This is a genomic window from Verrucosispora sp. CNZ293, assembly GCF_002754655.1.
This window is the reverse complement of sequence record NZ_PEFR01000001.1, coordinates 3,213,401-3,233,470: the sequence shown is the minus strand read 5'-3', so window position 1 is coordinate 3,233,470 and position 20,070 is coordinate 3,213,401. Positions and strand designations below refer to the sequence as shown.

Annotated in this window: 13 protein-coding genes and 4 pseudogenes; 12 read left to right on the top strand and 5 right to left on the bottom strand. The window is 70.6% G+C overall.

The features are described 5' to 3' along the window. Window positions 1-159: 159 nt before the first annotated feature. Entirely contained in the window at window positions 160-306 is a 147-nt protein-coding gene (locus CLT74_RS14610; protein ID WP_486582311.1) for a hypothetical protein, read from the top strand. Beyond that, a complete protein-coding gene (locus CLT74_RS14605; protein ID WP_486582310.1) occupies window positions 303-1,451 on the top strand; it encodes a helix-turn-helix domain-containing protein in 1,149 nt (382 codons plus the stop codon). The genes CLT74_RS14610 and CLT74_RS14605 overlap by 4 nt, the downstream gene beginning before the upstream one ends. A gap of 313 nt (window positions 1,452-1,764) precedes the next feature. On the opposite strand, the gene CLT74_RS14600 is transcribed toward CLT74_RS14605, so the two are convergent. Continuing rightward, a complete protein-coding gene (locus tag CLT74_RS14600; protein ID WP_486582731.1) occupies window positions 1,765-3,039 on the bottom strand; it encodes a pectate lyase family protein in 1,275 nt (424 codons plus the stop codon). A gap of 590 nt (window positions 3,040-3,629) precedes the next feature. Next, complete coding sequence (locus CLT74_RS14595) at window positions 3,630-4,838, bottom strand: DUF349 domain-containing protein (protein ID WP_099847034.1); 1,209 nt, start codon at window positions 4,836-4,838, stop codon at window positions 3,630-3,632. A 259-nt stretch (window positions 4,839-5,097) separates the two neighbouring features. On the opposite strand from CLT74_RS14595, the gene CLT74_RS14590 reads away from it, so the two are divergent. Genes CLT74_RS14590 through dapF form a run of 3 tightly spaced genes read left to right on the top strand, consistent with a single transcriptional unit; the run spans window position 5,098 to window position 7,596 of the window. Then, on the top strand, window positions 5,098-5,829 hold the full coding sequence (locus CLT74_RS14590) for a class III extradiol dioxygenase subunit B-like domain-containing protein (RefSeq protein ID WP_099847033.1): 732 nt from the start codon (window positions 5,098-5,100) through the stop codon (window positions 5,827-5,829). After that, the gene (gene miaA / locus CLT74_RS14585) at window positions 5,826-6,743 is read left to right on the top strand and encodes a tRNA (adenosine(37)-N6)-dimethylallyltransferase MiaA (RefSeq protein ID WP_486582309.1); all 918 of its coding nucleotides are present in this window, start codon (window positions 5,826-5,828) and stop codon (window positions 6,741-6,743) included. Before CLT74_RS14590 ends, miaA begins: the two co-directional genes overlap by 4 nt. 7 nt (window positions 6,744-6,750) lie before the next feature. Then, on the top strand, window positions 6,751-7,596 hold the full coding sequence (dapF, locus tag CLT74_RS14580) for a diaminopimelate epimerase (protein WP_099847032.1): 846 nt from the start codon (window positions 6,751-6,753) through the stop codon (window positions 7,594-7,596). 106 nt (window positions 7,597-7,702) lie between these two features. Here the strand turns inward: dapF and CLT74_RS14575 are convergent. Further along, a pseudogene (locus CLT74_RS14575) lies at window positions 7,703-9,172 on the bottom strand (NAD-dependent malic enzyme); the annotation flags it as partial. A 175-nt stretch (window positions 9,173-9,347) separates the two neighbouring features. Between CLT74_RS14575 and hflX the strand changes: the two are divergent. Both hflX and CLT74_RS30825 read left to right on the top strand, forming a co-directional pair. Continuing rightward, window positions 9,348-10,796, top strand: a complete 1,449-nt coding sequence (hflX, locus tag CLT74_RS14570; protein ID WP_099847031.1) for a GTPase HflX — start codon at window positions 9,348-9,350, stop codon at window positions 10,794-10,796. Window positions 10,797-10,860: 64 nt separating this feature from the next. Next, the gene (locus CLT74_RS30825) at window positions 10,861-12,579 is read left to right on the top strand and encodes a hypothetical protein (RefSeq protein ID WP_199172189.1); all 1,719 of its coding nucleotides are present in this window, start codon (window positions 10,861-10,863) and stop codon (window positions 12,577-12,579) included. A 52-nt stretch (window positions 12,580-12,631) separates the two neighbouring features. On the opposite strand, the gene lexA is transcribed toward CLT74_RS30825, so the two are convergent. Beyond that, window positions 12,632-13,414, bottom strand: coding sequence for a transcriptional repressor LexA (lexA, locus tag CLT74_RS14560; RefSeq protein WP_099847030.1), 783 nt, complete (start codon window positions 13,412-13,414; stop codon window positions 12,632-12,634). Between the two features lie 551 nt (window positions 13,415-13,965). Between lexA and nrdR the strand changes: the two genes are divergently transcribed. The 5 genes and pseudogenes from nrdR (at window position 13,966) to CLT74_RS14545 (ending at window position 19,605) form a co-directional block, all read left to right on the top strand. Continuing rightward, the gene (gene nrdR, locus CLT74_RS14555; protein WP_099847029.1) at window positions 13,966-14,466 is read left to right on the top strand and encodes a transcriptional regulator NrdR; all 501 of its coding nucleotides are present in this window, start codon (window positions 13,966-13,968) and stop codon (window positions 14,464-14,466) included. Window positions 14,467-14,534: 68 nt separating this feature from the next. Then, window positions 14,535-15,002: pseudogene (locus CLT74_RS30820) on the top strand (vitamin B12-dependent ribonucleotide reductase); the annotation flags it as partial. Then, a pseudogene (locus CLT74_RS31365) lies at window positions 15,003-15,884 on the top strand (LAGLIDADG family homing endonuclease); the annotation flags it as partial. Between the two features lie 177 nt (window positions 15,885-16,061). After that, window positions 16,062-18,485 (top strand): annotated as a pseudogene (locus CLT74_RS30810) (vitamin B12-dependent ribonucleotide reductase); the annotation flags it as partial. A gap of 169 nt (window positions 18,486-18,654) precedes the next feature. Next, entirely contained in the window at window positions 18,655-19,605 is a 951-nt protein-coding gene (locus CLT74_RS14545) for a DUF2332 domain-containing protein (RefSeq protein WP_099847028.1), read from the top strand. Here CLT74_RS14545 and CLT74_RS14540 read toward each other — a convergent pair. Then, window positions 19,589-20,008: a DUF6010 family protein gene (locus CLT74_RS14540; protein WP_099847027.1), complete on the bottom strand. Its 420-nt coding sequence runs from the start codon at window positions 20,006-20,008 to the stop codon at window positions 19,589-19,591. The two genes, CLT74_RS14545 and CLT74_RS14540, sit on opposite strands and share 17 nt — an antisense overlap. Between the last annotated feature and the right edge of the window lie 62 nt (window positions 20,009-20,070).

Sequence of the window (20,070 nt, the reverse complement as noted above, 5' to 3'; positions counted from 1 at the left end):
GTGCGACCTAAGAAGATCATGGGCGCGTTACTTGCTTAGCATCATGTGATGCGCCACTCTGGTTACTTCAAGCAACGGGATGTACTCAGATCGTGTCCGTTGTGGCGTGTCCCTCGTCGGATGGGGTGCCACACGCATCGCTGGGAGGTGAGCGGGCTCGTGGCTGTCGAGCTGGCGATGATGGTGCTCAGTGGAGTGCTGCTGGGGTTCCTGGCCGGGCTGTTCGCGTTTCGGGTGAAGTCGCGGTGGTGTCCGCGCTGCGGGGCGTCCACTCACGCCATGCCGCCCGTGCAGGGGGACCGGTGAACCGCCCACACCGCCGCGACCACAACTCCGTACCCATCGGGCGGCGGGTGGCCGAACTCCGGTCCCGCCGGGGGATGAGCCAGCAGGCGTTCGCCGACCGGCTCGGCAAGTCGAAAAGCTGGGTCGACAAGATCGAACGTGGCGTACGGCGGCTCGACCGCTACTCGGTCATCCGGGAGATCGCCGACGTGCTGCGCCTCGACCCGGACCTGCTCCTCGGCCCCCGCCAACCCCCACCCACCGCACCCAGACTGGACAGGGTCGACGGGGTTCGTGCCGCCCTCGCCCGCTACCACGACCGACCCCGGCGCACCGTCACGGCGCAGCAGGCCAGCCAGCAGGTCGCCCACGCCTGGATGAGCTACCAGCACGCCCGCTACCCGCACCTGCTCGACGCGCTACCCGCCCTGCTCGACACCACCCACGGCACCCACAGCCTGCTGGTGTCCACCTACCGGATCACCGCCGTCGTGCTGGTCAAACTCGACCACCCCGACCTCGCCTGGCTCGCCGCCGACCGGGCCGTCACCGCCGCCGACGGTCCCACCCTCACCGCCGCCGCCACGATCGCCGTCGCGCAAGCCCTGCGCGCCCTCGGCCACCACCACCTCGCGCTGTCCACCGCCCTCACCGGGGCGGACACCGCAGACGACCCTGCCGTACGCGGAACCCTGTACCTCCAGGCCGGACTCGCCGCCGCCGGCAGCGGCGACCGCCGCAACGCCCACGACCTGCTCGACCACGCCGCCGCCCTCGCCGACGGGCACACCAGCGACACTGACCCGCACCACACCGGTTTCGGGCCCGCCGCTGTCCAGGTGGCCCGCTTCCTCGCCGCGCATCACCTCGGCGACACCACCGAAGCCATTCACCGGCACAGGCACACCATCCGCAGCGACGGCTGGCGACGCCTACCGCCCGAACACCGCGCCGCTCACCTCATCGACGCCGCCCGCGCCTACCTCGACACCGGCGACCCCGCCCAGGCTGGGCAGGCCCTGCTGCACGCCGACCGCATCGCCCCCGCCGAAGTCCGCAGCCGCCCTGCCGCCCGTACTCTCCTCGCCCAGGTCATCCAACGCGAACCCGCAGCGCCCGACGTCGCGCGCCTGGCCACCTTCGTCGGCCTGCCCCGTCAACCCTGACCCGCGCGACTCGCCGGCTCCGACCGCTGCTGTCCGCCGATGTGCCGGGCCGGGCCACCACCCATCACCTGGCGGCCTTTGCTCTGCTTCACTCCACGCAACGGTGAGCGGGCGAAACCATTGCGTGGAGTGAAGCAGAGCAAAGCATCCACGACCCACACCAGGCGGAGCCCGGCTGTGGCCGCTCACGCAGCCCTGGGCGGCCTGTGTCGAAGTCCGGGTCGGCCTGCGGCGGGTGCGCGCGACGCCTGGCTGGACGCCGCCTGGACTCCCGCCTCGACTGAGGACTTCGACACAGGCCCTGACCTTACGGTCAGACCGAGATCCGACCGGCGCCCGCGCCGCCCGTCACGATCGACTTGACGTTGCTCGGCGTGTCCAGGGTGTACGAGTAGGGGATGCCGGCCACGCTGCCGCCGGTCTGCCCGCTGCCCGAGTTGACGAAGTGGTTGTTGCGGGCCACCAGCGAGCCCGGGCCGGAGCTGCCCTCACCCAGGTGGTACGGGTCGGGGGTGTTCTCGAAGTAGTTGCCCTCGACGAGCACACCGGCGTTCATCGTGGACGCCACGCCGTAGCCGCGCACGTTGCTGTAGTAGTTGTTGTAGACGTGCACCGGGTTGCCGAACCGGACCCGGGGGTGGCGCTGGTTGCTGCCGTCGAACCAGTTGTGGTGGTAGGAGACCCGCAGCTTGCCGACGTCCTGGCTGGCGTTGTCGTCGCTGTGCCCGAGCAGCATCGACTTGTCGTGGCCGTAGACGCGGTTCCACGACACGGTGATGAAGTCGGAGCCGCGCTTGATGTCGACAGCGCCGTCGTACCCGGCGGTGAAGCTGTTGTGGTCGATCCAGATGTTCGTCGCGGACTGCTCCACGTTGATCGCGTCGTCGCCCCAGTTCCGGAACGTCAGGTTCCGGATGATGACGTTGCGGTCACCGTTGATGGTGAAGCCGCAGCCGGCGATCGTGGCACCGGAGTTGCCGAGGATGGTCTTGTTGGAGCGGACCCGCAGCATCCCCGAGCAGTTGATGGTGCCGGAGACCCGGATCACCGCCGCGCTTGTGGAGTTGAGCGCGCTGGTCAGTGCCGAGGCGCTGGTGACGGTCGTGGTTGCGGCGCTGCCGCCGCCCGAGGTGCCGCCGTTCTGGGTGGCCCAGCCGACCAGGCCGGTCTGCGGTGTGGTGGGCGGGTTGGACGTCGGGGGAGTGGTGCCGCCGCCCAGTCGGACCAGTTGCCACCGCTGGTTGGCCCCGTCCAGGTCGGCGTACTGCGAGATCATCGCGCCGTCGGCGGTGGACCATCCCCACAGGTCGAGCGCCTTGTTGCTGTGCCGGTTGACGAACCGGACGTCACCGTTCGCGGCGTCGGCGAGCCGCCAGTGCTGCTTGATGTCGCTGCTCGCGGTGACCTGGGTGACCTGCACCCCGTCGTTCGAGTTGGGCACCGTGACGACCTTGCCGGAGTGCCGGTTGCGCAGCTGGTAGTAGCCGCTGCCCACGTCGACGAACTGGAACTGCTGGTTGTTGCCGTCGGCCCGGGTGAACTGCCGGATCTCACCGCCGTCGGCGGTGGACCAGTTCCAGAGGTCCATGGCCTTGCCGCTGTGGCGGTTGACGAACACGTAGTAGGCGCCGGTGTCGACGGTCGCCGCGGCGGCCGGTGCGACGGTCACCGCGACGGCGGCGGCGGGCAACGCGACGGCCGTCGCGGCCAGCACCGCCAGCCTTCGCGTCAGGCGAGGCTTGACGTCTGCAAGCACGGTCGTTCTCCTCATCCTCGGTAAATGGGACGGATCGGGTGACGCGTGGGCGCACCGTGGGGCCGTGGGTCAGGGCCGGCCCGGACCGGTCCATGACGTGGCAGGCCACGGTGACTACGGGTGGTGTGGCCGTGGCGGTGGCCCGGATGCGTCATCCGGTGCGGGCGGCAGGGGGTGCGCCGCGGCAAGGGGGCTGCCGTGCCCGGCGGCAGCGATGCCGTGGCGGTCGCAGGATGCGCCCTGCCGGTGGATGAACTGGTCGGAATGGCTCCCGTGCCTCGCCCGACAAGCGGGCAAACGCTTTCCCCAGGTAATCACAGATCAGCGTCGATGTAAATGTCGTACGTTAACATCGCCCCGACCTGCACAAAAGACGGTGCCCCGACTCCCCTGAGGGGAACCGGGGGCACCGGACGTACGGCTCAGCCGGCCTGCTCGGCCAACTGGAGGAACTGGCGCTTCGAGGCGAGCGCCTGCTCGGCCTCCTTGATCCGCCGGGGGTCGCCGGCAGCCTGCGCCCGGGCCAACCGCTCCTCGGCCTCCGCGACCTGCGACCGCATCTGGGCCAGCAGCGGGTTGTCCTCTCGGGTGGTGCGCCGCCAGGCGGAGTCCATCACCTCACGGACCTTCTCGTCGACCGCGCGCAGCCGACGCTCCAGCCCGGCCGCCGCCTCGCGCGGCACCCGACCGGCCTCGTGCCACTGCGCCTGGATCTCCCGCAGCTTCGCCTGCGCACCCTTCGGGTCGCCGTCGATGTCGAGCGCCTCGGCCTCGGCCAGCAGCGCCTGCTTGCGCTCCAGGTTGGCGCGCTGCTCGTTGTCGCGGGCGGAGAAGACCTCACTACGCCGGCTGAAGAAGGCGTCCTGCGCGGCGCGGAACCGTTCCCAGAGCCGCTGCTCGGCTTCCTTCGACGCCCGCGGCGCGGCCTTCCACTGGGTCATCAGGTCCTTGAGCTGATTTGCCGTAGCCGCCCAGTCGGTCGATTCGGCGACCTTCTCGGCCTCGGCGACCAGCTCCTCCTTGACCGTCTGCGCCTGCTTGCGCTGCGCGTCCAGGGAGGCGAAGTGGGCACCCCGACGGCGGGTGAAACCGTCCCGCGCGGCGGCGAACCGCTTCCACAGCTCACCGTCGGTCTTCTTGTCCACCCCCCGGATGGTCTTCCACTCGTCGAGGATCTCCTTGAGTCGGTCCCCGGCGGTCTTCCAGCCGGTCGACTCGGCCGCCAGCTTCTCGGCCTCCTCCACCAGGGCGGTCTTGCGGGCGAGCGCCTCGACGCGGGCGGCCTCCTTCGCCGCCCGGGCCTCGCCCGCCTTCTCCTCGGCCACGATGGCGAGCTTGTCGAGCCGGGTCGCCAGGGCGTCGATGTCGCCGACGACGTGGGCCTCGGCGAGGGAGCCGCGAATCCGCCGGATGGTGGTGAGCGAGTGGTTGGCGTCCGCCGCACCGGACTTGAGCCGTGCCTCGGTCAGGTCCACCTCGGTCACCAGGTCGGCGAAGCGGCGTGCGAAGTGCGCCAGCCCCTCTTCCGGTGCTCCCGCCTGCCAGGATCCGACAACCCGCTCGCCCTCGGCGGTCTTGACGTAAACGGTGCCGTCCGCGTCCACCCGTCCGAAGGCAGTCCAGTCGCTCATGTGCCCATCCTCGTTCTCCCGGCACCAGGGAGCAGTCTCCCGGGCGCCGCCACGGCGCAGCCAAGTTTCTCCGGGCATTGTCACAGGTGCGCCCCGGTCCGCGTCGAGCGCCTATCGCCGACCGTGACCATACGGTGTCCTAGGGCCCGTCTGGGCCATCCGACCGGCGTGCCGCTTTCGCCCGTACGCGTACGTACGAACGGTCGTCCGTCCGGGCGGTACCCGGCAGACGGTGATCCGGGGCCGCTAAGTTTGCCTGGTGCCACTGGTCGCCGCCGCCGTCTGCCCCCACCCGCCGCTGCTCGTTCCCGAGATCGCCGGTGCCGCCGCGTCCGAGCTGGACGATCTGCGCGCCGCCTGTGACGCCGCCGTAGCCGGGCTGCTCGACTCGGGAGCGCGCAGCGTCCTGGTGATCGGCGCCGGCGAGCACAGAGCCGATCTCGACTTCCCGTTCCGGGGCAGCTTCGCCCCCTGGGGGCTGCCGATGGAGGTACGCCTCGGCAACCACCCCGACGGTGTGGTGGGCACCGACCACCTCCCGCTCAGCCTGCTGGTCGGTGCCTGGCTGCTCGGCCGGCGACCGGCGGCCGGAACCGGCGGCGTGGGCTGGCGGATGAAAACGGTCGGGACCGACGAATCGGTCGGGACCTGCGCCGACCTCGGTGCCCGGCTCGGGTCGAACCAGCCGTGGGCGCTGCTGGTGATGGGGGACAGCTCGGCGTGCCGGGGGGAGAAGGCACCCGGTTACGCCGATCCGCGCGCCGAGGCGTACGACGAGACGGTCGCCCGGGCCCTGGCCGACGCGGACGTCGACGCCCTGCTCGGCCTCGACCCCGTCCTGTCGGCGCAGCTCAAGGTCGCGGGACGGGCGCCCTGGCAGGTGCTCGCCGGTGCGGCGCGGGCGGCCGGCGGGCACTGGCGCGGCGAGCTGCGCTACCACGCCGCGCCCTACGGGGTGGGCTACCTCGTGGCGAGCTGGGGGCGGCCGTGACCGGCCCGGGCGTCGTGGTCGCGGTGGTCGGGCCGACGGCGGCGGGCAAGTCCGCCCTGAGCATCGCGCTCGCGCACGCGCTCGACGGCGAGGTGGTCAACGCCGACTCGATGCAGCTCTACCGGGGCATGGATATCGGTACGGCGAAGCTCACCGCCGCCGAACGCGACGGGGTGCCGCACCACCTGCTCGACATCTGGGAGGTCACCGAGCCGGCCAGCGTGGCGGAGTACCAGCGGCTGGCCCGGGCGGCGGTCGACGACATCCTCGCCCGGGGTCGGATGCCACTGCTTGTCGGCGGGTCCGGGCTCTACGTCCGGGCGGTGCTGGAACAGTTCGAGTTCCCCGGCACCGACCCCGAGCTGCGGCACCGCCTGGAAGGTGAGCTGGCCGCGCACGGTCCGGCACCGCTGTACGCGCGACTACGCGAGGTCGACCCGGCAGCGGCGGCCGGCATCCTGCCCGGCAACGGCCGGCGCATCGTGCGCGCGCTGGAGGTGATCGAGCTGACCGGTGGGCCGTTCACCGCGGCGTTGCCGGCGCCGACACCTCACTACCCGGCGGTGCAGATCGGCGTGGACCTGGACACCGCCAGGCTCGACGAGCGGATCGCGGTCCGGGTCGACCGGATGTGGGCCGACGGGCTGGTCGCGGAGACCCGGGGACTTGTCGAGCGCGGCCTACCGCAGGGGCGTACCGCGAGTCGGGCGCTCGGCTACCAGCAGGTGCTGCGTTTCCTGGGCGGGGAGCTCACCGAGACCGAGGCGCACGACGAGACGGTCCGGGCCACCCGCCGTTTCGTCCGCCGCCAGCGCTCCTGGTTCCGGCGTGATCCGCGGGTGCACTGGCTCGACTCGGCCGACCCGGGCATGGTCGGGGCCGCGGTGCGGATCCTCGGCGAGACTGCGCGATGATGGGGGCGTGGAGTTCACCAAGGGGCACGGCACCGGCAACGACTTCGTGATCCTGCCCGACCGGGACGGCGCGCTCGACCTGACGCCCGAGCTGGTGGCGGCGATCTGCGACCGGCGACGTGGCCTCGGCGGCGACGGCGTGCTGCGGGTGGTCCGCGCCGCGAAGCACGCCGACGGTGCCGCCCTGGCCGGTGAGGCCGAGTGGTTCATGGACTACTGGAACTCCGACGGCTCCTTCGCCGAGATGTGCGGCAACGGGGCCCGGGTCTTCGTCAGGTACCTGCTGGAGACCGGGCTGGCCGTACCGGCCGGCGACGCCCTGCCGGTGGTCACCCGGGCCGGCGTGGTGCGGGCGCGGGTCGAGGGCGACGCCATCGCCGTCGAGATGCGACGCCCCCGGCTGTACGGCGCCTCCGCCGCCGCCCTGGGCGGGCTGACCCTGCCCGGCACGGCTGTGGACGTCGGCAACCCCCACCTGGTCTGCCCGGTACCCGCCGGACTGGACCTGACCGGGCTGGACCTGACCCGGGCCCCCGACGTCGATCCGGCGGTCTTTCCCCGCGGCGTCAACGTCGAGTTCACCACCGCCGGTGCGCCGGTGGCCGGCGTCGACGCGCACGTGCTGATGCGCGTCCACGAGCGTGGCTCCGCCGAGACCCTCTCCTGCGGCACCGGCGCCTGCGCCGTCGCGGCGGTGGCCCTGCGCGACGCCGACCGGGAAACCGGCACTGTCGCCGTAGACGTCCCCGGCGGCCGCCTAACCGTGACCGTGGACGAGGACTCCTGCTGGCTCTCCGGCCCCGCCGTCCTCGTCGCCACCGGCCAGCTCACCCTCCCGCCCCTGCACCCCTGACCCTCGCCCCCACCCACCCGTGTTGATCATGAGGTCAACGGCAGTTTCTGATCGAACTCGCCGCTAACCCCATGATCAACATGGGTGGGTGGGGGCGGGGAAGGTCAGGGGTGGCGGAGGCGGTGGCGGCGATCTCGGGGAGGTCGGCCGGGCCGGGGTCGGCGGCGGGTGGCGAGGTGACGGCCGGGTTCTGGGCGGCGGCGCGTACGGCGGCGGCGACCGCCGGAGCCACCCGCGAGTCGAAGACGCTGGGCACGATGACCGTCGGGTTGATTTTTTCTTCGCCCACCACGTCGGCGATGGCCCGGGCGGCGGCGATCGCCATCTCCTCGGTGAACTCCTCGGCGTGCGCGTCGAGCATGCCGCGGAAGACGCCCGGGAAGGCGAGCACGTTGTTGATCTGGTTCGGCTGGTCGGAGCGGCCGGTGGCGACGACCGCGGCGTGCTTGCGCGCCTCCCGAGGGTCGACCTCCGGGTCCGGGTTCGCCAGCGCGAACACGATCGCGTCCTTCGCCATCGTGGCGATGTCGTCGCCGGTGAGCAGGTTCGGGGCGCTCACCCCGATGAAGACGTCGGCACCGGCCAGCGCACCGGGCAGGTCACCCGAGTAGCCGTCCCGGTTGGTGTTCTCGGCCAGCCACCGCCAGGCCGGGTTGAGGTCGGCCTGGCCACGGTGCAGGGCGCCCTGCCGGTCGTACGCGATGATGTCGCCGACGCCCTGACGCAGCAGCAGCTTCATGATCGCGGTGCCCGCCGCGCCGGCCCCGGAGACCACCACCCGCACGTCCGCGAGCTGCTTGCCCACCACGCGCAACGCGTTGGTCAACGCGGCCAGCACGCAGATGGCGGTGCCGTGCTGATCGTCGTGGAAGACCGGGATGTCCAACGCCGCGCGCAACCGGGCCTCGATCTCGAAGCAACGCGGCGCGGCGATGTCCTCCAGGTTGATCCCGCCGTACGCGGGCGCGATCGCCTTGACGATGGCGACGATCTCGTCGGTGTCCTGCGTGTCGAGCACCACCGGCCAGGCGTCCACCCCGCCGAAGCGCTTGAACAACGCCGCCTTGCCCTCCATCACCGGCAGCGACGCGGCGGGACCGAGGTTGCCCAGCCCCAGCACGGCCGAGCCGTCGCTGACCACCGCGACCGTGTTCCGTTTGATGGTCAGTCGCCGGGCGTCGGCGGGGTTGTCGGCGATGGCCTGGCAGACCCGGGCCACCCCGGGGGTGTACGCGCGGGAAAGCTCGTCCCGGTTGCGCAGGGCGACCTTCGGACTGACCTCGATCTTGCCGCCGAGGTGCAGCAGGAAGGTGCGGTCGGAAACCTTGCGCACGTCGACGCCGTCGAGCGCGCTCAACGCCTCGACCACCTGGTCGGCGTGACCGGAGTCGGCGGTGTCGCAGGTCAGGTCGACGATGACGCAGGTCGGGTCGGAATCCACCACGTCCAGCGCGGTGACGACCGCGCCTGCCTCACCGACCGACGTGGTGAGCCGGCCGATCGAGGAGGCGTCGGCGGGCACGGCGATCCGGATCGTGATCGAGAATCCGGCACTGGGCAGTCTGGTCGTGGCCACGCAGGTCCCTCCGTCGGCGCTGAACGGCTCGTCCGCATTTCTACTCGCCCGCCCCGGGCCGCCGGCACCCGCCCCCGTTCTCGCCGCGTCGCAGGTGGGCATATACCAGGTGCGGCGGGCGTTGACACATGTCAGGATTGCTCGGTACGTGCACAGAACGGACAGGAGAGATCGCTTGCGAGACCAGGAGACCTACGTTCCCATCCCCGACGACGAGCTCGACACCACCACTGGCGAGTACGAGCTCTCCGAACGGCAGGCGCTGCGACGGGTCCCCGGCCTCTCCACCGAGCTGACCGACGTCACCGAGGTCGAATACCGACAGCTCCGGCTGGAGCGGGTGGTCCTCGTCGGCGTCTGGACCGAGGGCACCCAGGTCGACGCGGAGAATTCCCTCACCGAGCTGGCCGCGCTGGCGGAGACCGCCGGCTCCCAGGTGCTCGAAGGGCTCATCCAGCGGCGCAACCGCCCCGACCCGGCGACCTACATCGGTCGCGGCAAGGTCGACGACCTCGGCTCGATGGTGCTCGCCGCCGGCGCCGACACGGTGATCTGTGACGGCGAGCTGTCCCCGTCCCAACTGCGCAACCTGGAACAGCGCACAAAGGTCAAGGTGGTCGACCGCACCGCGCTGATCCTCGACATCTTCGCCCAGCACGCCAAGAGCAAGGAGGGCCGGGCCCAGGTCGAGCTGGCCCAGCTCGAATACCTCCTGCCCCGGCTGCGCGGCTGGGGCGAGACGCTGTCCCGGCAGACAGGTGGGTCGGGCCGTGGCGGCGGTGCGGGCGGTGGCGTCGGCGTCCGTGGTCCCGGTGAGACCAAGCTGGAAACCGACAGGCGGCGCATCCGCCACCGCATCTCCCGGCTCCGCCGGGAGATCAAGGCCATGCGGACGGTACGCGAGACCAAGCGCGCCCGCCGCACCCGCAACGGGGTGCCCGCGGTGGCGATCGCCGGTTACACGAACGCCGGCAAGTCCAGTCTGCTCAACCGCCTGACCGGGGCGGGCGTGCTGGTGGAGGACGCGCTGTTCGCCACGCTCGACCCGACCACCCGCCGGTCCACCACGTCCGACGGGCGGGTCTACACCCTCAGCGACACCGTAGGTTTCGTCCGGCACCTGCCGCACCAGATCGTCGAGGCGTTCCGGTCGACGCTGGAGGAGGTCGCCGAGGCGGATCTGGTCGTGCACGTGGTCGACGGCGCCCACCCCGACCCGGAGGAGCAGGTCCGGGCCGTCCGCGAGGTGCTCAGCGAGGTCGGCGCCGACCGGCTGCCCGAGCTGCTGGTGGTCAACAAGATCGACGCGGCCGACGAGGAGACTCTGCTCCGGCTCAAGCGGCTCTGGCCCGAGGCGGTCTTCGTCTCCGCACACCGCGGGCGGGGCATCGACGACCTGCGCGAGACGATCGAGCGGCGGTTGCCCCGGCCGGCGGTCGAGGTGCGCGTGGTGCTGCCGTACGACCGGGGCGATCTGGTGGCCCGCCTGCACCGGCAGGGCGAGGTGCTCAGCACCGCTCATCTGCCGGAAGGGACGATGCTGCACGTACGGGTCAACGAGGCACTCGCAGCCGAACTGGCCCCGTACGGCGACGCGGCGCAGGCGGTCCATACCACCCGGTGATCGTCTGCGGTGATCGCACAGCCGCGTCACCCGGCGGAAACCTGCGGCATGCGACACTTCTTTCATGCTCCGCACTGTTTCCTCCGTCACGGTTGCCCTCGGCCTGGTCGGGGCCACCGTGGCGGTAACCGGTGCCGCGCTCGCCGCGCCCGGTTCGACCCCCGCCAAGGCTGCATCTCCCGTGGTGGCGGCGTTTCCGGCCGCCGCTGTGGGGCCGCCGGTCACGGCTGCGGGCAAGAAGCAGTGTTCGGTCACCGACTCGCGACTGCGTGAGCTGTCCGGCCTGGTCGTGACCAAGAGCGGCTACATCGTCATCAACGACAGCACCGAGCAGGACGACCGTAAGCGAATCTTCTACCTCAACAAGGACTGCCAGGTCGTCCGCGAGGTCCCCTACTCCGGCGCCGGGCCGTTCGACACCGAGGATCTCGCCGTCTCACCGGACGGCAAGACGCTGTGGATCGCCGACACCGGTGACAACGTGACAAGCCGCGAGCGTCGCGAGCGGGTGGCGGTGTGGAGCATGCCGATCGGCGGCGGCAGCCAACCGAAGTTGCACCGGCTGTCGTACCCGGACGGCAAGCCGCGCGATGCCGAGGCGCTGCTGATCGGCGACGACAAACTGCCGTTGATCATCACCAAGGTCACCGCCGGCAAGGCCGAGATCTTCACCCCGGACGGGCCGCTCAAGACCGGCAACACCGATCCGGTGCCGATGAAGAAGCTCGGCGACATCGAGCTGCCGAAGACGGACACCGAGAATCCGCTGAGCACCTTCGGCCGGGTCGCGATCACCGGTGCGGCCCGCTCCGCGGACGGTGCGCGGGTGGTCCTGCGCACCTACGCCGACGCCTTCGAGTACGACGTCCAGAACGGCGACATCGTCGCGGCTCTCACCACGGGCACGCCCCGGGTCACCGCCCTCGCCGACCCGTTCGGCGAGGCGATCGCCTACTCGACCGACGGCAAGACGTTCCTGACCGTCTCCGACGCCGGCCACCTGGAGGACGACGACCCCATCAACATCCTCGGCTACACCCCCTCCACCGAGGGGCCGAAGAAGCTGGCCAACGACCCCGACGCGGCGCAGAAGTCCGGGCAGTCCTTCCTCGACGGACTGACCCCCACCGACATCATGTACCTGATCGCCGCGGTCGGCGTGATCGGAGCCCTGCTCGTCGGCGCGGGCATCTTCGGCATCCTGCGCGCCCGTAAGCGCCCGGCACCTGCCGGCCGGAACCGCGACGACGACGCCGACGTACCGGGCCGCACGAGCGACGGATTCGGCTCGGCCCAGGACCGGGGCCGGGGTGGGGTGTACGGCGGGGCGCAGTCCGCTGGCGTCTACGGCGGCTCGCCGGTCGGCGAGCGACCCGGCGCCGGCACCCGTCCGGGCGGAGTCTACGGCGGCGGCGGTGGCCGACCGGCCGCCGGGAACGGTGCCCGCCCCGGTCAGGGCGGCGGTGGCGTCTACGGCGGTGGTGGCCGGCCCGGCGGTGGCGGTGAGGGTGCTCCGGTCTACGGCGGGCGGCCCGGCGGTGGCCGACCGGCCGGTGGCGGTGGCCGCCCCGGCGGTGGCGTCTACGGCGGTGGCGGCGGTGGTGGTGGTGCGCGCGGCGGCGGACAGCCCGGCGGGGGAGGGCGCGCAGAGCCACCTCGGCGTGGTGGCCCGACCGAGCCCGACTACCGGGGTCGACGCTCCGGCCGCTACCGGGAGGACGACGGCGAGCCGTACGGTCAGGTACGCGGCGGCAACTACGGCTACCGGGGCGACCGGTACTGAGCTGGTGACCGGTACTGACCCCCGGTCAGTACCGGTGTCGCGGACCGTCGAGTCAGATGCGGCGCAGCACCGCCACCACCCGGCCCATGATGGTGGCGTCGTCACCGGGGATCGGGTCGAAGGCCGGATTTTGCGGCATCAGCCAGACGTGACCGTCGCGGTGACGGTAGGTCTTCACTGTCGCCTCGCCGTCGAGCATGGCGGCGACGATCTCGCCGGAGTCTGCTGTCGGCTGCTGCCGGACGACCACCCAGTCGCCGTCGCAGATCGCCGCGTCGAGCATCGAGTCACCCTTGACCTGGAGCATGAAGACCTCGCCCTCGCCGACCAGCTCGCGGGGCAGCGGGAAGACGTCCTCCATCGACTGCTCAGCGAGGATCGGCCCACCGGCGGCGATGCGACCGAGCATCGGCACGTAGGCCGGGGTGGGTCGCTGGGAGCGGCTCAGCTCGTCGTCGACGTCGTTCGGGGAACGGACGTCGACAGCCCGGGGCCGGTTCGGGTCGCGCCGGAGGAAGCCCTTCTTCTCCAGCTCCTTCAGCTGGTAGGCGACGCTGGACGGGGAGACCAGCCCGACCGCCTCACCGATCTCGCGCACGCTCGGTGGGTACCCGTGGCGTTCCACCCAGGTGCGGATGAAATCCAGGATGCGACGTTGCCGGGCAGTCAGATCGACAGTCGCCGGGTCGGGGAAGCTGCTGACCACCGGCGTCACCGGGCGCACGGCCGGCTGACCGGAGCGGCCACGGGTGACGCTCCGGCGTCGGGCGGCCGGGGGGGCCGCCTCGATGCTCTGCTGCGGGCTCTGTGGCCGGTTGGCCCGGTCCTCGGTCACGTCCGTCCTCCCTGGTCGGCGCTGGGTGCCTCGGCGGCTCGTGGTGCGCGCGGTGATCTGCGTACCGGTGGGTCGACCATGGTCACCTCCGGCTGTTCATGACCGTATAGGTGAGATCGGTCTTTTTCAAACATCTGTACGACCTGCCTTCGCGTGTCGATGCGGAAAATCGTCACGACCTCGGGGTCGTACTGATAAATAGTACGTGTGTTCTATGGGAGAGGAATTGTCGACGCTCTCGCCGGATCGGGGGTAACCGCTGCGGCTGGTCCGCGTTGGGCTCTCCGGTTGGGCGTAACCGGTGGTGCGCGTGTGTTCTGGGGTGACGCGCCGGACACGCCGACCAACTTGACCCCGGATCGTCGGCGACATACGGTCGACCCCTAGATGTAGTAGTCACATGGGCGTAAGTTGCCTACAGGTTGGGTTCGACTACCGACCGCACTCCTGCACCGCCAAGCCGGCGGCCATCCTGCGGGGATGGCTCCGGCCACCGAGGCGTGCCCGGAGGGCGGGCCGGCGAACCTGTGGTCGATCGAGGAGGTCGGGCGATGCGGTGTCCGTACTGCCGGCACGCCGACTCCCGGGTGGTCGACTCGCGGGAGGCCGACGACGGCCAGCTGATCCGACGACGGCGGTCGTGCCCCGAGTGCGGCAAGCGGTTCACCACCGTCGAGGAGGCGGTGCTCGCCGTGGTCAAGCGCAGTGGCGTGACCGAGCCGTTCAGTCGGACGAAGATCATCGGCGGGGTGCGCAAGGCGTGCCAGGGCCGGCCGGTCGACGAGGACTCGATAGCGCTGCTGGCGCAGCGGGTCGAGGAGACCGTCCGGGCCAAGGGGGCCGCCGAGATCCCCAGCCACGAGGTGGGGCTGGCCATCCTGGGCCCGTTGCGGGACCTGGACGAGGTGGCCTACCTGAGGTTCGCCAGCGTCTACCGGTCATTCGACTCGCTCGCCGACTTCGAGCGGGAGATCGAGACGCTACGGGCCGCCGCGCGCGCCCGAGAGGGTGCCGGTGCCGAGACGGCCAGCGCCGCCGGCCACGCGCAGTGAGTTCTTTCAGCAGTACCAGTGACAGTCGGATCGCGCGGCGGACCCGCGCGGACGAGGGGGCGGATGAGATGCCGGGGGACGGTGTGACGACAAGCAGGTCACGAAGCAAGGCAGGCGCGGGGCTCAAGGTCGAGCGGGTCTGGACGACCGCCGGGGTACACCCGTACGACGAGGTCGCCTGGGAACGCCGCGACATCGTGATGACCAACTGGCGGGACGGCTCGATCAACTTCGAGCAGCGGGGCGTGGAGTATCCGGAGAGCTGGAGCGTCAACGCCGCGAACATCGTGACCACCAAGTACTTCCGGGGCGCGGTGGGGACCCCGGAGCGCGAGTGGTCGCTCAAGCAGTTGATCGACCGGGTGGTCACCACCTACCGCACCGCAGGTGAGGAGTACGGCTACTTCGCCTCCCCGGCCGACGCCGAGATCTTCGCGCACGAGCTGACCTGGATGCTGCTGCACCAGGTGTTCAGCTTCAACTCCCCGGTCTGGTTCAACGTCGGCACGCCGTCGCCGCAGCAGGTCAGCGCGTGCCTGCCGTACGACTCCCTGGTCAGCACTCCCGGTGGCCTGGTGCCGATCGGCAAGCTGGTCGAAGACGGCGCGGTCGGTACCAAGGTCTACGACGGCACCGGCCTCACCAGCATCGTCGCCGTCAAGGCCAACGGGGTACGCGACGTACTTCGACTGCACACCAAGGCGGGCTACACGCTCGATGTCACGCCGGACCACGTGGTGTGGAAGAGCACGGGCAGCGGCACCGGTACATGGGTCGAGGCCGGTACCCTCAACCCCGGTGACAAGCTCGAATGGCACCGCACGTACGCCTACGGCGAGAGCGAACTGGACCTGCGGGAGATCCGCGAGGCCGCGTTGGCCGGCTGGTTGCAGTCGGACGGGTTCGTCGGCCAGTACGCCGAGGGGACCAACCGGTCGCTGACGATCGAGGCGATGACCGTCAACGACGACGAACTGGACTGGGTCACCACCACCCTCGACGAGGTGTTCCCTGGCGCGCACCGCAAGGAGCGTTCGGTCACCACTCAGGACCAGAACCTCGACTGCCGGCGTACCCGTCTCTATGGCGAACACCTCCGCCCGTTCGTGGAGAAGTGGGACCTGCTGACCCGAGGTACCGACATGCGGGTGCCGCAGCAGCTGTTCACCGCACCGCTGCCGGTCGTCGCCGCGTACCTGCGCAGCATCTTCCAGGCCGAGGGCTACGTCTCGGCGCGCGAGCGGTCGACGCTCGTCGCGGTGGACATGATTCCGGAAGAGCTGATCCGGGGCGTGCAGAGTCTGCTGCTGCGCTTCGGGATCTTCTCCCGGGTGTCGTTCAAGGCGGATCCGCGCCCGGATCGCAAGGGCGTATGGACGGTCCGTATCCAGAACGACGGCGACCGGGACCTCTTCGCCACCCACATCGGGTTCATCGGCGCGGAGAAGATGGCCAAGCTCGAAGCCAGCTTCGCCAACCCGGGCCGGCCCGCCGCCGACGTGAAGCGGCTGGAGATCGACCGGATCGAGCCGCTCGGCTCGATGGAGGTCTACGACATCCAGACCGAGAGCGGCGAGTTCCTGGCCGGCAACCTGCGGGTGCACAACTGTTTCATCCTCGCCGTCGATGACTCGATGGACTCCATCCTGGACTGGTACAAGGAGGAGGGGCTGATCTTCAAGGGTGGCTCCGGCTCCGGGGTCAACCTGTCCCGGATCCGTTCCTCCCGGGAGCTGCTCTCCTCCGGCGGCACCGCCTCCGGCCCGGTCAGCTTCATGCGCGGCGCCGACGCCAGCGCCGGCACCATCAAGTCCGGCGGCGCCACCCGGCGGGCGGCCAAGATGGTCATCCTCGACGTCGACCACCCGGACATCGAGGAGTTCGTGGTCACCAAGGCGCGCGAGGAAGACAAGATCCGCGCGCTGCGCGACGCCGGGTTCGACATGGACCTCGGCGGCTCGGACATCGTCAGCGTGCAGTACCAGAACGCCAACAACTCGGTCCGGGTCTCCGACGAGTTCATGTCGGCGGTGGAGAACGGCGGCACGTTCGACCTGCGTGGCCGGCTCGACGGTTCGGTGATCGACACCATCGACGCCAAGAACCTGTTCCGCACCATCTCCCAGGCCGCCTGGGAGTGCGCCGACCCCGGCCTCCAGTACGACGACACCATCAACGACTGGCACACCTGCCCGGAGACCGGCCGGATCACCGCGTCGAACCCGTGCTCGGAGTACCTGCACCTGGACAACTCCTCGTGCAACCTGGCCTCACTGAACCTGATGAAGTTCCTCCGTGCCGACGGCGGCTTCGAGGTGGAGAAGTTCGTCAGGTCGGTCGAGCTGGTGATCACCGCGATGGACATCTCGATCTGCTTCGCCGACTTCCCGACCGAGAAGATCGGCGAGACCACCCGGGCGTACCGGCAGCTCGGCATCGGCTACGCCAACCTGGGCGCCCTGCTGATGGCCTCCGGCCTGCCGTACGACTCGGACCAGGGCCGTTCGCTGTCGGCCGCGATCACCTCGCTGATGACCGGCACGGCGTACCGTCGCTCGGCTGAGCTGGCCGGCATCGTCGGCGCGTACGACGGCTACGCCCGTAACGCGGAGCCGCACAAGCGGGTGATGCGCAAGCACGCCGCCGCCAACGACGAGATCAAGCCGTCCGGCACGGTGGCCACCGCCGTGGTCCGCGAGGCCACCAGGCAGTGGACGCTCGGCAACAAGCTCGGTGACAAGAACGGCTGGCGGAACTCCCAGGCCAGCGTGCTCGCGCCGACCGGCACCATCGGCCTGATGATGGACTGCGACACCACCGGCGTGGAGCCCGACCTGGCCCTCGTCAAGTTCAAGAAGCTTGTCGGCGGCGGCTCGATGCAGATCGTCAACCAGACCGTGCCGCGCGCGCTGCGCTCCCTCGGGTACCCGGAGGAGCAGGTCGAGGCGATCGTCGAGCACATCGCCGACCAGGGCCACGTGGTGGACGCCCCCGGCCTCAAGCCGGAGCACTACCCGGTCTTCGACTGCGCCATGGGCGAGCGTTCCATCGCGCCGATGGGCCACGTGCGGATGATGGCCGCGGTGCAGCCGTTCATCTCCGGCGCCATCTCCAAGACGGTGAACATGCCGGAGCAGGCCACCGTCGCCGATGTCGAGAAGATCTACTTCGAGGGCTGGAAGCTCGGCCTCAAGGCGCTGGCGATCTACCGGGACAACTGCAAGGTCGGCCAGCCGCTCTCGGTGGCGAAGAAGAAGACCGCCGAGCCGGAGGCGACCACCGCCGTGGAGCCGGTGGTGGAGAAGGTCGTCGAGTACCGCCCGGTTCGCAAGCGGCTGCCGAAGAAGCGCCCGTCGGAAACCATCTCCTTCTCCGTGGGTGGCGCCGAGGGCTACCTCACGGCCTCGTCGTACCCCGACGACGGCCTCGGCGAGGTCTTCCTCAAGATGTCGAAGCAGGGTTCCACCCTGGCCGGTGTGATGGACGCCTTCTCGGTGGCCATCTCCATCGGGTTGCAGTACGGCGTGCCGCTGGAGACGTTCGTCAGCAAGTTCACGAACATGCGCTTCGAACCGGCCGGCATGACCGACGACCCGGACGTGCGGATGGCCGCCTCGGTGATGGACTACATCTTCCGTCGCCTGGCACTGGACTTCCTGCCCTACGAGCGGCGCGCCGAGTTGGGCATCTTCACCGCCAAGGAGCGGGCCGCCCAGCTCGCCGCCGAGGCTGAGGCCGAGGCGAACGGCACCGACCTGACCGCGATGGCCGCCTCCGCTCCGGTGGAGAGCAAGCCGGAGGAGTCGAAGGTCGGCCCGGTTGCCCAGCCGGCCCAGGAACTCGCCGACGTCGCCGCGGTCAAGCCGGCGCCGTCGGTCGGTTCCAGCACCGAGCTGCTGGAGGCCGTGATCGGCAAGGCCGCCGACGCACCGCTCTGCTTCACCTGCGGTACGAAGATGCGCCCGGCCGGTAGCTGCTACGTCTGCGAGGGCTGCGGCTCCACAAGCGGCTGCAGCTGACCCGAGTACGCGACGAGCCCCGGGCGGATCACCGCCCGGGGCTCTGCCGTTCGTTGCGATCTTGGACCGGAACCGCCCTCCCAGGGGCAATTTCGTACCAAGATCTCGTGACGAGGGCGGCGATGGAGGTCACGGTTCACAGCGAGCGTGTTGTTGGGATGATCGGGGCATGACGATCGCTGAGCGCTACGTCAGGTTCGCCGAGCGCGAGGCGCGCGGCGTTTCTCCCTCGTACGAGCGGCTGGCCCACGCGGTGTCCCGCGACGAGGAACTGCTCAGCCTGCTCGGCACCCTGCCGGAGGCCAAACAGCAGCCGAACCTGCTCTTCGGTGTGGTACGCCTGCTCGGCGGGCCGGTCGACGAACCGGCCGCGTTCCGCGACTACACGTTTGCCAACTGGTCGACGGTCGAGGCGGAGATCCGTTCGCGGGTCACGCAGACGAACGAGGCCGGCCGCTGCGCCGTACTGCTGCCGTTGCTCGCGGCGCTGCCGCAGCCGCTGGCGCTGCTGGAGGTAGGTGCCTCCGCCGGGCTCTGCCTCTACCCGGACCGCTACGCCTACCGGTACGCCGGCAGCGCACCAGGTGGCCTGCTGATCGGCGCGGGGGAGCCGGTGCTCGACTGCGTGACCGCGAACCTGACGCCGCCGGACCGTCGGCCGGAGGTGGTGTGGCGGGCCGGCCTGGACCTGAACCCGCTCGACGTGACCGATCCGGCCGACGTGGCGTGGCTAGACGCGCTGATCTGGCCCGAGAACGAGCATCGTCGGGACCGACTGCGGTCGGCGGCGGCCGTCGCCGTCGCCGACCCGCCGTTGCTGGTGCGCGGCGACCTGGTTGACGACCTGCCGGCGCTGGCCGCGCAGGCACCGGCCGACGCCACTCTGGTGGTCTTCCACACGAGCGTGCTCTACCTGGTGCCGGCGCCGCGCCGGGCGGCCTTCGCCGAGGTGGTACGCGGGCTGCCCGGTCACTGGATCGCCAACGAGGGGCCGACCGTGCTGCCGTACGCCGGGCTGCCGCAGCCGCCCAGCGACGCGCACCTCAACGTGCTCGCGCTCGACGGTCAGCCACTGGCCTGGACGCGCGGGCACGGGCAGGAGATCACCTGGTTCGGGTAGCCGGCACGGGCTGCGCGGGCCGGCGGCGGCGCAGGTCCCGCAGCGACCAGCCACCGGTCAGACACCAGAGCGCGATGACCGGGTCGCAGATCGCGCAGCCGAACGACGAGTCGGGGGCGAAGGGGATGATCGGGTTGCCCTTCAGGTGGTGCACGACGTCCCAGCCGGTGTGCAGCAGCCAGCCGACGCCGATCCACCGCCACGACTCCAGCCCACGGAACGCCACGTAGACCAGCACGGCCACGAACGGGAACTCCCACGCACCGAGCCCTCCGCCGCTGAGGTACGCCGCGCCCGCCCCCGCGATCATGATGGCGTTGAAGCGGCGGCGGTGCGGTTCCCGGATCAACGAGTTGAAGCAGACGTAGAGGACGCCGATGAGCAGCGGTACGACGATGTTCATGAGCGGTGAATCTAGGTACCGGCGGCGGTGTCGAGCAGGGGCCGGCGAGCCATCGACCGACG